General features: G+C 53.2%; 13 protein-coding genes. 11 read left to right on the top strand and 2 right to left on the bottom strand.

Annotated features, from left to right (window positions below):
* Positions 1 to 18 precede the first annotated feature (18 nt).
* The 4 genes from QOX44_RS14865 (at position 19) to QOX44_RS14880 (ending at position 4,764) form a co-directional block, all read left to right on the top strand.
* A complete protein-coding gene (locus tag QOX44_RS14865; RefSeq protein WP_283684235.1) occupies positions 19 to 2,313 on the top strand; it encodes a biotin/lipoyl-binding protein in 2,295 nt (764 codons plus the stop codon).
* Between the two features lie 42 nt (positions 2,314 to 2,355).
* On the top strand, positions 2,356 to 3,372 hold the full coding sequence (locus QOX44_RS14870) for a hypothetical protein (protein ID WP_283684237.1): 1,017 nt from the start codon (positions 2,356 to 2,358) through the stop codon (positions 3,370 to 3,372).
* 125 nt (positions 3,373 to 3,497) lie between these two features.
* Entirely contained in the window at positions 3,498 to 4,268 is a 771-nt protein-coding gene (locus tag QOX44_RS14875; protein WP_283684239.1) for a threonine/serine exporter family protein, read from the top strand.
* 37 nt (positions 4,269 to 4,305) lie between these two features.
* The gene (locus tag QOX44_RS14880) at positions 4,306 to 4,764 is read left to right on the top strand and encodes a threonine/serine exporter family protein (protein WP_283684240.1); all 459 of its coding nucleotides are present in this window, start codon (positions 4,306 to 4,308) and stop codon (positions 4,762 to 4,764) included.
* A 2-nt stretch (positions 4,765 to 4,766) separates the two neighbouring features.
* Here the strand turns inward: QOX44_RS14880 and QOX44_RS14885 are convergent, their stop codons facing one another.
* Positions 4,767 to 6,161: a sodium-dependent transporter gene (locus QOX44_RS14885; RefSeq protein ID WP_283684242.1), complete on the bottom strand. Its 1,395-nt coding sequence runs from the start codon at positions 6,159 to 6,161 to the stop codon at positions 4,767 to 4,769.
* A 141-nt stretch (positions 6,162 to 6,302) separates the two neighbouring features.
* On the opposite strand from QOX44_RS14885, the gene QOX44_RS14890 reads away from it, so the two are divergent.
* The gene (locus QOX44_RS14890) at positions 6,303 to 7,163 is read left to right on the top strand and encodes a helix-turn-helix domain-containing protein (RefSeq protein ID WP_283684244.1); all 861 of its coding nucleotides are present in this window, start codon (positions 6,303 to 6,305) and stop codon (positions 7,161 to 7,163) included.
* A 118-nt stretch (positions 7,164 to 7,281) separates the two neighbouring features.
* Here QOX44_RS14890 and QOX44_RS14895 read toward each other — a convergent pair whose 3' ends face one another.
* Positions 7,282 to 8,319, bottom strand: coding sequence for a DUF6612 family protein (locus tag QOX44_RS14895; RefSeq protein ID WP_283684245.1), 1,038 nt, complete (start codon positions 8,317 to 8,319; stop codon positions 7,282 to 7,284).
* Between the two features lie 328 nt (positions 8,320 to 8,647).
* On the opposite strand from QOX44_RS14895, the gene QOX44_RS14900 reads away from it, so the two are divergent.
* From QOX44_RS14900 to QOX44_RS14925, 6 genes are all read left to right on the top strand, one after another.
* Entirely contained in the window at positions 8,648 to 9,988 is a 1,341-nt protein-coding gene (locus tag QOX44_RS14900) for a bifunctional folylpolyglutamate synthase/dihydrofolate synthase (RefSeq protein WP_283684247.1), read from the top strand.
* Positions 9,989 to 10,002: 14 nt separating this feature from the next.
* Positions 10,003 to 10,161, top strand: a complete 159-nt coding sequence (locus tag QOX44_RS14905; RefSeq protein WP_283684249.1) for a hypothetical protein — start codon at positions 10,003 to 10,005, stop codon at positions 10,159 to 10,161.
* Positions 10,158 to 11,816, top strand: coding sequence for a tetratricopeptide repeat protein (locus tag QOX44_RS14910; RefSeq protein ID WP_283684252.1), 1,659 nt, complete (start codon positions 10,158 to 10,160; stop codon positions 11,814 to 11,816). Before QOX44_RS14905 ends, QOX44_RS14910 begins: the two co-directional genes overlap by 4 nt.
* Before the next feature lie 270 nt (positions 11,817 to 12,086).
* Positions 12,087 to 12,422, top strand: a complete 336-nt coding sequence (locus QOX44_RS14915; RefSeq protein WP_283684254.1) for an STAS domain-containing protein — start codon at positions 12,087 to 12,089, stop codon at positions 12,420 to 12,422.
* Between the two features lie 18 nt (positions 12,423 to 12,440).
* Positions 12,441 to 12,875, top strand: coding sequence for an anti-sigma F factor (gene spoIIAB / locus QOX44_RS14920; protein WP_283684256.1), 435 nt, complete (start codon positions 12,441 to 12,443; stop codon positions 12,873 to 12,875).
* Positions 12,876 to 12,893: 18 nt separating this feature from the next.
* Positions 12,894 to 13,616, top strand: a complete 723-nt coding sequence (locus QOX44_RS14925) for a SigB/SigF/SigG family RNA polymerase sigma factor (RefSeq protein WP_283684258.1) — start codon at positions 12,894 to 12,896, stop codon at positions 13,614 to 13,616.
* Positions 13,617 to 13,677: the final 61 nt, after the last annotated feature.

Below are 13,677 nucleotides of genomic sequence, written 5' to 3' on the forward strand. Positions count from 1 at the left end.
ACAACAGGAGGATGTATTTTGGATAAGAAGAGATTGTTGCGTATCACAGCGGCTTTTTTTGCATGTATGCTCTGCTTTACCGTAATTTCCAGAGCTGCAGATCAGATGAGTGTGGCGGCGGTAGTGACAGCGCGGCCGGAAAACAAGATGATCACGCATGATATTGCAGTGGCGGGAAAGGTAACGCAGAACCAGGAGCTTGCGGTTACGACAGAGCCGGACCAGAGGGTAAAATCAATCTATGTAAGCGAGGGCGACCGGGTGAAGAAGGGAGACCTGCTCTTTGAGATCGACCTGACTCTTCTGGAGGAGAAGATACTGGCGCAGCAGCAGGAGATGGAGAAGCAGCAGCTCACGGTCGGGGATGCGAAGAGCCAAAAGGAGGTCAGCGCACAGCAAAAGGCAAGCCAGCAGGCACAGGCGGCGGAGCAGTATGCACTCTCGACACACAGCGCGGGCGTGCAGCTGTCGCGTGCCAGGGAAGCCCTGGACGAGGCAAAGAAGGAGCTGAAGAGATTTCGGAAAAAGCATCAAAATGAGAGTGCCGGGCAGGACAGCAGCGTGGAGGCTTCTCTCGAGCAGGCCTGTGAGGAAAAGGCGCAGGCGTATATTCAGGCGCAGCAGGAACTGGCGCAGGTACAGTGGAAGATCGAAAATGCAGTCCATACAGCGCTCCAGCAGGCGGTCAATAACGCTTCCCGGATGGGGGGATATGCGCCACCTGCTCTGGAGGATACAGATCCCGTCCCTGATGCGCCGGTCCTTTTGGAGGAGCCGGATGAGGTACGGACCGGTTCCTCAGATGGTGCGGGAGAGCTGGATGCTCCAGAGGAACTCCTTATAGAAGATTTTGCCGGTGATCGGGAGCTTTCGGAAAATGGCGCCTGGGACGATGTGCAAGCGCCTGTGGGACACAGCGGGACAGAATCATATACACAGGAGGAAGGACCGGGAGCAGCGCCGGATTGGGCGCCGGCAGAAAATGAGCCGGGTGCAGGAGACATTACGATAGAAGGCGCAGAGATTGTCGGAGGCGGAGAAGCCACAGATGCAGAAACTGATGGGAGCGTCGGAGGAAATGGAAGTACAGGGATCGGCGGGAACATCGGAGGAAACGGAAGTACAGGGACCGGTGGGAGCATCGGAGGAAATGGAAGTACAGGGACCGGCGGGAGCATCGGAGGAAATGGAAGTACAGGGACCGGCGGGAGCATTGGAGGAAATGGAAGTACAGGGACCGACGGAAGCATCGGAGAAAACGGAGATACAGATGCGGACGGAGCCGATGATATTATAATAGAAGGAATGGATGGAGGAGGCGCAGATGCGCCGTCACAAGAAGAGCTGGATCGGATTGAACAGTCTGTCCGGGACAGCTACGCTTCTGAGCTTTTGGCAGCACAGCAGAAGGTGGAGACGGCGCTTGCGCAGAAGCAGGAAGCAGAAAAGGCGCTTGCGCAGTATCAGCAGGAGCGGCTGGAGGCAGGAAATGCCCAGAATGCGCAGTCAGAAAAGCAGCTGATCGCAAATGTAAAAGCAGCGCAGCAGGCATATGAGGATGCTGCGATCGCTGCCAATGAGGCGGCAGTGACATCCGGGCGGGCAGTACAGCAGGCCGGTATCCCGGATGCATCAAACAGCTCTGACCGGATGAATGAGATTACATATGAGCAGATGGAGCTGCAGCTTTCAAAGCTCGAGAAGCTAAAGCAGGAGGAAGGACGGATCACAGCTCCCTGCGATGGGCTGATCACAAAAATCCAGGTTATCACAGGAGAGAAGACGACCGATACGACAGCCATGCTCCTTACGGACCTGTCAAAGGGCTATCGGTTTAAGGGCGAGCTGACAAAGGAGCAGGAGGAATATATTGCGGTGGGCGATTCTGTGACCCTGCGCGGCAGCTCAAAAAAGCAGGTTTTGGAGGAGCTTCCGGTGGAGTCTGTGACAGAGGATGAGAGTCAGGAAGATATTTATCAGATAACCGTCCAGATCCCCATGGAATCTGATGTATTTGAGCTCGGGGCAGGCGCGACGCTTGAATTCAGCAAAAAGTCAGAGGCCTACCCTGTCTGCGTGCCGCTGTCTGCGCTTCGTCTGGATGAAAAAAATCAGACCTATGTGCTTGTGACAGAGCAGTATGACTCTGTATTGGGAACGGAGATACGGGCGCGCCGGGTAGACGTGACTGTCCTGGAGAAAAATGAGTCCTATGCGGCGCTTGCACAGGGCGGCCTTACCTCGCAGCAGGAGGTCATTATCAGCTCTAATAAGGCAGTGGATGAGGGCAGTCGTGTACGGGTACAGGAATAAGGCAGGATGGAGCAGGCGTATGAAAGCAGGGAGGCAGGATAAATGAGGAGGATCAGGGTATGCGCAGGAATGTTTATCACAGCACTCTTTTTTCTTCTGGCGGTGCGTTTTTGTACAGCAGCGCGCAGATATTCTGATACAGCGGTGATCCTGCTGGAGGGGCAGGCGCTTGATACGAAGCAGGCAGCCGGCCTGTGTGAGCAGGAAAAAGAACAGGAGCAGGGCTTTTGCTTCTGGGGTGAACAGGATGCGGCGCAGCTTGTCTGTCGGGAGACTGGCGGTATGGGCACGGTAAAGACTGTGCTTACACAGGGTAATCCGGAGCTGATCGTTCCGGGGATCGGGATGCTTGCATATCAGGATCGGGGATGCTTTGTGGATGCGCAGACGGCACAGGAACTGTTCGGGACGCAGCAGGCAGCGGGACAGACCGTGTGGTGTGACGAGCGTGCCTACACCGTCTGCGGCGTTGTAGAAAGCCTGGACCGGATCATGATCCGGCAGGCGGCAGAAGAAGACGGTCCGGTCCTTCATATGGTATCGGTATATCTGACGCAGTCCGGGTCTGGAAGCGGGGAAGCGCAGCAGTTTCTGATCCGGTCCGGACTCGATGGAAAGGTCATGGACACAGGATTTTTAAATGCGGCGGCGCAGGATCTCCTCCTTTTGCTTCCGCTGCTTCTGGGAGTCTGGCTGGTATCCCTGCTCGCAGGACAGATAAGATGCAGTACGCGCACCGCTCAGAGGCTGCTGTATGCGGCGGGAACGCTCGGGGCGGCCGCGGTCATTTGCTTTTTTGTGTTCCGCCATCTTCAGATCCCGGCGGATATGATCCCGACAAAGTGGTCGGATTTTTCCTTCTGGGAACAGTGGTGGGAAAAGCAGCGGGAGAATCTGCTGCTGATCTTCCGGACTGCGAAGGGAGAGGCGCAGCTTACCATGCTGTGGAACCTTGGCCTTGGCATGCTGTGCAATCTGTGCGCGGTGTGCTCGGAGGTGTTTTTGCTCCTTTTATCCGGCAGGGATGGCGGGCAAAGCGCAGGAAAAGTACAAAAATAAAAACAGGTTGTATTCTGGAGAGAATTTATCTATACTAGAATCTGTTCAGTCATGACTGTTTCGTGCGGGCCAAGGCAGGGCCGGACGGATACAGGCGCTGGAAAAGATATGGTATGGAGGCCGGCATGGAATTTCAAAGAGAAAACCGGATCATAAAATGTGTGCTGGACGCAGGAGAGCTGATCCTGAAGTCCGGAGGAGAGATCAACCGTGTAGAGGATACGATGACCCGTATGTTCCAGGCATACGGGTTTCTTCGCGCAGATGTGTTTACGATCACGTCCTCGATCGTTGTTACGGTATATACTGCTCAGGGAGCGATACTGACTCAGACGAGGCGGATTTACGGATATGATACGAACCTGCAGCGCGTGGCGCTCGTCAATCAGCTGGCAAGAGAGGTGTGCGCATCGCCGATCGGAGTGGAGGAGCTCGAATGCAGGCTGGAGGAGATCGACCGGAGCAGGGAATGGCCGTTTTGGTTTAAGATACTGCTTTATGGAGCTACGGCGGCTGTCTTTGCCGTATTTTACAGCGGCGGAGTACTGGAGGCCGTATTTGCGGCTGTGACCGGAATGGGGATCTGTCTGCTGCTGCGTCTGATGCAGCAGGCAGTGTCCAATGCGATCGTCAGATATGCGGCATGTTCCGCAGTCGGCGGTCTGTTTTTGACGCTCGTACAAAAATGCGGGATATCGTTTCATATTGATCCTGCCATGATGGGAAATATCATGCTCCTGATCCCGGGGCTGCCATTTATGAATGCGATCCGCGAGATGCTTGCGGGAGATACGATGTCGGGACTTTTGCGGCTGTGTGAATCGCTGATCCGTACGATCGCGATCGCAGCAGGCTTTATCGGAGCTATGACGTTGATGGGAGGAGGGCTCAGATGAGCACCGACCGGAGAAGGATGACAGGAGGTAGATCCGGATGGGAATACAGGAGATAGTACAGATTCTGGCAGCGGGACTTGGTTCCGTCTGCTTTGCTCTTATGTTTGGCGTGCGCGGCGGCAAGCTGATCACAGTCGGATGGGGCGGGGCGCTGTCCTGGCTGATTTTTCTGGTCGGAAAGCAGCACGGCTCCGCTTTGCTGGGGCTGTTTGAGGCAGTTGTGGTGGCGGCTGCGATCGCGGAGACGGAGGCGCGCCGGAGAAAGACACCAGTGATCGTCATGGAGGTGCCGCTTCTGATCCCGCTGCTCCCGGGAGGCGACCTGTATCGGATGATGGTGTCTATTATGCAAAATGGCGTGCTCGCATCGATGTCCGATATTGTGTGGCTGGTGCAGGAGGTGTTTATTATAGCCGCCGGTATTATCCTCGTCTCGACCATCGTATCGGTCTATATGAAGATACGCCAGCGGCTATGCAAAATCTGTGCCAGATGAGGTTACAGGTAATTCAGCAGTCCGGTCGACTGCAAAAACAGGACAGCCATGATGACAGGCGTCACATAGCGGATCATAAATGAATAGAGCCTGCGCCGGGTAAAGCGGTGCCCGCTCGCCTCCATCTCTTCAATGATCCATTTCGGCTTGATGATCCAGCCGACAAAGATACACGTCAAAAATGAGATCGCCGGCATCAGAAAGCTGTTGCTTAAGTAGTCCATGACGTCAAGCAGCTGCGCGCTCTGACCGTTGGGCAGCGTCAGCTCAAAATAAAATACATTATATCCAAGGCAGATCACGGCAGCGGCCGCCAGAGACAGTATGCCGATGATCAGGCTCATTTTTTGACGTGTCTGGTGAAAGAGGTCCATGCAGCTGGCTACGAGCGTTTCCATAATGGAGACGCAGGAGGTCAGAGCGGCAAAGATCACCATGACAAAAAAGATGAGCCCGACGATGGTCCCGGCGGCTCCCATTTCCGCAAATACCTTTGGAAGAGAGACAAACATAAGGCTCGGTCCGGACGCCATCCCGTCTGTCCCGGAGAATACAAATACGGCAGGTATGATCATCATACCGGCGAGAAACGCCACTCCGGTATCAAAGATTTCAATCTGTCCCAATGATCTGCCAAGATTCACATCTTTTTTTACGTAGGAACCGTACGTGATCATAATTCCCATTGATACACTTAAAGAAAAGAAGAGCTGGCTCATCGCATCCAGCAATATTCCCAGGAAACGCTGCGGCGTCATGCCGGAGAGATCCGGGATCAGATACACGCCAAGTCCCTGCAGCCCGGTCCGTGTGACGCCGTCCGCGTCCGTGTGGGAGAGGGTGAGCGAAAAAATGGCAATGCCGATGATCAGCAGGAGAAGCCCGGGCATGACAAAGCGGGAAAATTTTTCAATGCCTTTTTCTACTCCGCGGTACACGATAAATGCAGTTACGGCAAGAAATATAAGCATGAAGAAGACCGGCGATACGCGCGAGGTGATAAAATCTGTAAAGTACCCGTCTGCTGCCGCATCATCACCATGTCCGGTCAGATAGGTGACCGCATATTTTGTGATCCATCCGCCGATGACAGAATAATACGTCATAATGAGCGCCGGAACGAGGAAGGTCAGGTATCCGAGGAATTTCCATCTGGGGCGGATCGCGCCGAAGGCGTGGAGCGCATTCTGCTTCGTGCGCCGTCCGATCGCGACGTCAGTTGCAAGCAGTGTGAACCCGAAGGTCAGGACGAGCACAAGATATACGATCAGAAACAGTCCTCCTCCGTCTTTTGCTGCAAGATATGGAAATCTCCAGATGTTTCCCACGCCGACCGCGCTTCCTGCCGCTGCCAGCACGAATCCGAGAGAACCGGTAAAGCTGCCTTTCTTTTTCATAATGTTACATCCCTTCTGTCTTCATTTCTGAGTCCCTATTTTATCAGGTGCGCCCGGAAAAGCAAATACAAAAAATTTCGTCTAAAGAAATTAAATGTTAAAAAAATTGAATCAGAGTAGAATTTCACACAAAAATGAAGTATGATGAGCGGAGAAAAAGAAGCCGGGAAAGGAAACGTATATTTTTACGAAACTTTTTTGGCGAAGCATCGGCCGCCGTTCCAAAGAGCAGCTGCACAGATGGAGCGGGGAGCGATTTTTCAGGAGGGAGAGAAGGATATGAATCAGGTAAGCAGGCACGCGGGAGCACGGATACGGATGTACCGCAAGAGCCGCGGGCTGACGCTGCAGCAGCTTGCAGATATGGTGCATAAGAGCCGGGCGAGCATCAGCAAATACGAAAACGGGGAGATCACGCTGGACATAGAGACGCTCTGCGAGATCGCGCAGGCGCTCCAGGTGGAGGCGGCACAGCTGATCGACTATCAGGCCGCCGCGGAGCCGACGCGGGAGGCGTTCGTGGCAGCAGAAAAAAAGAGTCCGTTTTTTCAGGCCCGGCAGCTGTACTTTTATTTTTATGACGGGAGATATAAGAGACTGAAGGATGGCGTTATCCATATCCATGAGAAGGAGAATGAGCCGGGAAATTATGAGGCAAGCCTGTCCATCAGTTCTGTGACGCCGAATGGAAAAAGCAGTGATGTGTATTACAGCGGCAAAGTCCTTTACAGCGACATGCTGATCCGGTTTACATTTGTGAATCAGTACAATACGCTGGAGGAGGATCTTTTGTATATATTCAATCCGCTGGAGCTGCGTGAAGCAACAGACGGTCTGCTGTGCGGGATATCGAGTGCGGATCTTGTACCGTGTGCATTCCGATGTCTGGTCACCCTGAAGCCGCAGGAGCATACAGAGGAATTAAAAAGACAGCTCCTCATCACGAAGCAGGAAATGCAGAAGTGGCAGAAGCTGAATATGATGATCGTGGAGAATGCCTGAAGACCGCAAGAGGACCGGGCAGAGAAAAAGGATGCCGCAGTGTATGTATCATACGCAGCAGCATCCTTTTGAATTTGAAGAAGAAACGATACTGTGCCTGACGGCACACGCTTCGGTTTTATTCTGTAACAGCCTCTGTGACAGCCTCTGTCTCAGCAACTTCAGCAGCCAGGTCAGCAGCCTCAGATTCAGCCAGCTCGGCAGTCATTTCAGCCTCAGCAGCCAGATCTATGCTCTGTGCGGAAGCAACTGCCTCTTCCGGTACTGTGATCTCAGATACTGTGTCATATGACATAACGATGTCAAGAGAAGCATCATTGACAGTAAGACCAACCGTAGACTCCGGTGCGCCCTCGGCAGCAGCCATACCTGTAGCGGAAGTCAGGAGCGCCTCAATGGTAGAAAAGTCGCTGCTGTTGAGATCCATATGCATCTTTACCGGAAGGAAGGTAGTCGTATCAACATAGTATTCTACATTCAGCGCGATCCCGTCCAGTACGGACAGTGCCAGTGCGATATCCTCATCCGCGGTAAGATCCTCGCCTGTGATAGCAGAGGTCTTTTCAAGAAGAGAGCTGATGGAAGCGGAGTCGATCGTTGCAGTGAGAAGGTAGCACTCTGTACCGTCTACATCAGCGGCTTCCGGTGCCAGTGTAAGCTCAATGCCAAGATCTGTAAATCCACCCATGTTTTCGGAAGCGCTCTTTACAAGATCTGTGAGCTCCTGCGCTTCTACAGCCATACCCTCCTGCAGATACCAGGTGCCCTCACCGGTAGCGGCATCCTCCAGATAAGAATAGGATTTATATGCGCCGGTCTCGTCCGGTACCAGATACAGCTGCATGGACTGGGACTGACCTTCGCCGAGCATGGAAAACTCATAGGATCCCTCCATCTTCATGGAAAGCGGATCGAGAACTGCGTCATAGCTGAGATTTCCGGAAGCATTCAGGCCGAGTGTAGAGGTAGTCGCACCATCGCTGATATCGACGCCTGCATCCAGATTTGCTGTGATGGCTGCGGAAGCGCTGTTTGCTGCCGCTACAGCCTCGCTCATCTGTGAGGAGATCGTGTCTGCCGTCTGAGCACTGTCAAAACCGCACAGCATGGAAACGGCACCAAGAGTAACAAGTCCTGCGAATAACTGTTTTTTCATAAAAGTATTCCCCTTTTTTGTTTAGATTTTCCCCGTTTGCGGTGCTGCGGCTCGTTCAGCGAACGTATGGCACAACTGTCATGATCAGGATGCCTGCTAAAATCACCGGTCACTGCGCTTCGGTTTATTGAGTGTTCCCATTATACCATTAATGAGATAGGGTGTCTACAGCAGAATCCGCCTGAAAAAAATTTTAAGGAAATCTACAGAATTTTGGCGTAAGATGCGAAAAAAATTTCTTGAATAATAAGAGTGCTGTGGTATATTGATTAAGGATGCCGCTGGCATATTGCAGGAAATGGAAAATGAAAAAGAGGCGAATGAGAACATGAATTTTGAAGATGCTGTTGCTTACATAGAAGAAGTACCAAAGTTTACAAAAAAGAACGGGCCGGAGAATACGCGCGAGCTGCTGCGCAGGATCGGGCACCCGGAGCGGCGGATGAAGGTGATCCACGTGGCAGGGACAAATGGAAAAGGATCGGTCTGTGCATTTTTATCTTCGATCCTGACGCTTGCGGGAAAGCGCACGGGACTTTTTACCTCTCCGCATCTGGTCGATATCACGGAGCGCTTCCAGATAAATGGAGAGCAGGTGTCGCATGAGCTGTTTACGGATGCGTTTGTCCGTATCAAAAAAGAAGTAGATGAGATGATGCGGGACGGATTTGCGCATCCGGCGTATTTTGAGCTTTTGTTTGCTGCGGGGCTTTTGATCTTTGACGCATCCCGGGTCGAATATCTTGTGCTGGAGACAGGACTTGGGGGAAGACTGGATGCGACGAATCTCGTAGAAAAGCCAGTTGCCTGCGTACTGACGACGATCAGTCTCGACCATATGGAGTATCTGGGAGATACGGTGGAAAAGATCGCGGCAGAGAAAGCAGGCATTATAAAGGAAGGCGTGCCGGTCATCTACGACGGACGCAATCCGCAGTCCGAGCAGGTGATCCTTGCGCAGGCAGAAAAGCTGCATGCTCCGGCATACCGCTACGATGCTTCTATGCGTGAAATCACTGGAAAAACGGATAAAAGCATTGATTTTATCTTCAATAGCAGGTATGATAAAAAGAATACAGACGCGGGGGAGGGCGTGCACACAGTGACCGAGCTGTATGAGAATCTGAAGGTTACTGTGCCGTATCTGGCTGAGTACCAGGTCACCAACAGCTCTCTGGCGATGGCGGCGCTTCGGGTGATCGACCCGTGCCGGACGATCAGTGATGAGCAGGTGGTCAGAGGGATCGCCGCGACCAGGTGGCAGGGGCGCATGGAGACGGTCCTGCCGGGCGTTGTATTTGACGGCGCTCATAATGACGACGGGATCCATGAGTTTATCCGCACGATGAGCGATGTGGAGAAGCACAGACCGGTGTCGCTGCTGTTCTCAGCTGTTGTGGAGAAGGAGCATGAAAAAATGATCCGGACGATCTGTGAGAGCACTTCTCCGATATCCATTGTCGTCACACAGGTCGGAGGGGCGCGTGTCGTTTCTGCACAGGAGCTGGCAGATGAGTTCAGAAAGTATACAAAGACGGAGGTCCTTGTCAGGGAGGACGTCGCAGAAGCGTTTGAAACGGCACTTGCAAGACGCGGCGACAGCATGCTGTTTTGTGTCGGTTCCCTGTATCTGATCGGGGAGCTGAAGGCGATCCTCGCCCGCAGATAAAAGGAGAGTTACATATGATCAATTATGAGGAAGAACTGAAGAAATTTCATCCGAGCATGGACGTCAACGAGGCAGAAGATGCGATCTACAGCCGCGATCTGACGGATGTGACAGATATTCTGAAGGAAATGCTCAAGGAAGAAAAGAAGAACAAAAGGCAGGGGAATTCATGAGGTGTATATACTGTAATACCCCTCTGGCCGCGATCGACTACTGTCCGGGCTGCGGAGCCGATGTGACGATCCAGAAAAGGATCGTGCGGATTTCCAATCTGCTGTATAATGAGGGGCTGGAAAAGGCGCTGATCAGGGATATGAAAGGAGCGATCACCTGTCTGAAGCGCAGTCTGAAATTCAACAAAAACAACACAGACGCAAGGAACCTTCTCGGACTTTGTTATTATGAGACGGGCGAGGCAGTGTCCGCGCTGTGCGAGTGGGTAGTCAGCAAAAATCTGCAGCCGGAGGCAAATCAGGCGGACTATTACCTGGATCAGCTCCAGAATAATAAAAACCGTCTTGATACGATCAATCAGACGATCCGCAAGTATAACCAGTCCGTGATGTACTGTCGCGAGGACAATGAGGACATGGCGATCATCCAGCTGAAGAAGGTGATCAGCCAGAATCCGAAGCTGGTCAAGGCGTATCAGCTCCTTGCGCTGCTGTATATGAAGCGGCAGGAGTATGAGCGCGCCAGAAAGCTTTTGAAAAAGGCGGCGCGTATCGATACAACGAATACAACGACACTGCGCTACATACAGGAGATCGAGGAGGCGACCGGAAAGGGGACAAACTTCGGGAAAAAGTACAAGCGGCAGGAAAAGGATACGGAGGACCGGATATCCGGCACCCTGCGCTATATGAGCGGTACGGAGATGGTCATTCAGCCGACGACATTCCGCGACAGCTCTACGATCGCTACAATGATCAATATTATCCTGGGGATCCTGCTGGGCGGAGCGATCGTCTGGTTCCTCGTCGTGCCGGCGAACCGTCAGGCTGTCAATGATGAGGCAAACCGCCAGGTGACAGATGCAAATACAAAGCTTGCCACAGAGTCTGTAAAGGTACAGGAACTGCAGGACGAGATCGACGGCTATGTAGAGCAGGCCGAGCTTGCGGAAAAGGACAGAGACGATGCGCTTGCAAAGGCACAAAGCTATGAGGATCTGATGGCAGTCGCGAATCTCTACGTGACAGGAGACCAGGCGGGCGCAGCCAGTATGATCGCGAACTTAAATGGCGAGGATTTCACAGATAACGCAAAAACGCTGTATGATTCCCTGAGCGGTCAGGTAAAGAGCAGTCTGTTTACGCAGTATTATACCGCCGGTACGACGGCCTATGCGGGCGGCGATTATGCGACAGCCGCAGAACAGCTGAAAAAAGCAGTAGAGAATGACCCGGAGCGCACAAACGCAAATCATGCGGATGCACTGCTTTATCTGGGGATGGCATATTACTTCCAGGGAGATACGAAGCAGGCGGACGCCGCGTTTAACCAGATCGTGAAGCACTTCCCGGATAAGGCGGCAAGTGTACAGGGGTATATTACTTCCACAGATCCGGCAGACCCGGATGCGGCTGCTGCTGATCTGAGCGGTCTGGGCGCGGGCGCGAACGGAGCAGATGGAAATCCGCAGGGAGCGGATACAGGCAGTACCGGGCAGACAGACGCAGGCAGCACGCCTGCAGCGGATGCAGGAAATACAGGAGATGACGATATAACGATTTACGGAAATGATGATGCGTATGTGGCATGGACAGATCCGACAACTGGCAAGCAGTACGATGTAGACGGAAATCTTTTGCCGGGACAGGAATGACAGGGACCCGGATGACAGGGACCGGGATGCCGCAGGAGCGTTACAGTCAGATGTGACTGATGTGATCCAGGGGAGAAACCTCGGAGCAGGGGATGTTGCAGGGGGCTTCAGAATACAGAAATATCCAAAGGGATGGAGGGCTGTATTCCGGGGCGTCTGCGGCGTCCCTTTTTCTTGCAGTACGGAACAGTCGGAATAAGAAAATGCGGCTGCCAGATGCTTTCGGGAGGCGCTGCAGATCAGATTTTATAGCGGGAGGATACGTTTGAAATGGAACAGGTATTTACAATTTCAGGTACAACAATGACGGTGCATCTGCCGGCTGAGCTGGATCACCACAATTCGGAGCAGATCCGAAAGGAGGCAGATCAGCTGATACGCACGAAAAACATACGGCGCGTGCTGTTTGATTTTTCACGCACGGTCTTTATGGACAGCTCAGGGATCGGGATGATCATCGGCAGATATAAGACGATGCGTTTTATGGGCGGAATGGTGGCGGCTGTCTGTGTCAGCGAGCAGATGCGCAGGATATTGACGCTGTCGGGGATCTACAAGGTGATTGATATATATGAGGGAATTCCGCAGCAGATGCATCTGTGCTAAGACAGGGGGGAGAGGAGAATGCAGCAAAATCAGATGAAACTGGAGTTTGACAGCCGTTCCTGCAATGAAGGCTTTGCCCGCGTGGCAGTGGCGGCGTTTATGACACAGCTCAATCCGACGCTGGAGGAGGTGGCGGACGTCAAGACCGCTGTGTCAGAAGCGGTGACGAATGCGATCATCCATGCGTATGAAGGAAAGGTGAGAACGATTGTGATCTCCTGCCGGATCGAGGGAGAGGAGCTTTATGTGGAGGTGCAGGATTTCGGGCGCGGGATCCCGGATGTGGCTCTGGCGATGCAGCCGCTCTATACGACAAAGGCAGAATGCGACCGCGCCGGGATGGGCTTTGCTTTTATGGAGGCATTCATGGATCACGTTGAGGTGACGTCTGTTCCCGGAGAGGGGACGCAGGTGAGGATGACAAAGCGGATCTCACATGACAGAGAAGAATAGAAAGGAAAGGTCTGGCAGATGGAGCAAACCCTGGAGCTGCTGAAACGGGTACACGAAGGGGATAAAAGCGCCAGAGAACAGTTAGTAGAAGAAAATATGGGGCTGGTATATACAGTAGTACGACGCTTTTTGGGGCGCGGCTGCGAACAGGAGGATCTGGTGCAGATCGGAAGCATCGGTCTTTTAAAGGCGATCGATCACTTTGATACTTCTTACGATGTGCGGTTTTCTACGTATGCAGTACCAATGATCACAGGAGAGATCAGACGCTTTTTGCGCGATGACGGGATCGTCAAGGTCAGCCGTATCCTGAAGGAGGCGGCGGCAAAGGCATTTCGGGCAAGGGAAGCGCTGGAAAAACAAAAAGGGACGGAGCCTACGATGGAGGAGATCGCACAGGAGACGGGGATCAGCAGGGAGGATCTGGCAATGGCGATGGAAGCAGTTTCCGAGGTAGAGTCGCTTAGTCAGACCATTTACAGCGGAGACGGGACGCCGGTGCTCCTGGGCGACCGGCTGGCAGACCGCGAGGATCATAATGAGGCGCTGCTCAACCGGATGCTTCTGGCACAGCTTTTGGAGCTGCTGTCTGAGGATGAGCAGGAGGTGATCCGTCTGCGTTATTTTGAGGAGCAGACGCAGGTACAGGTGGCAAAGCGGCTGGGCATGACACAGGTGCAGGTGTCGCGCGCAGAAAAGCGGATCTTAAAAAAGCTAAGAGAGGCAGAGCGCGGCGCGTAGCGCCGGATATCGGCTGGCAGGAAAAGCAGAGGCGGTCCGGACGGATCCGGCAGGGGAAGGG

Origin of the sequence: Parablautia sp. Marseille-Q6255, from assembly GCF_951230155.1 — a bacterium.
Classification (GTDB): Bacteria; Bacillota; Clostridia; order Lachnospirales; family Lachnospiraceae; genus Choladousia.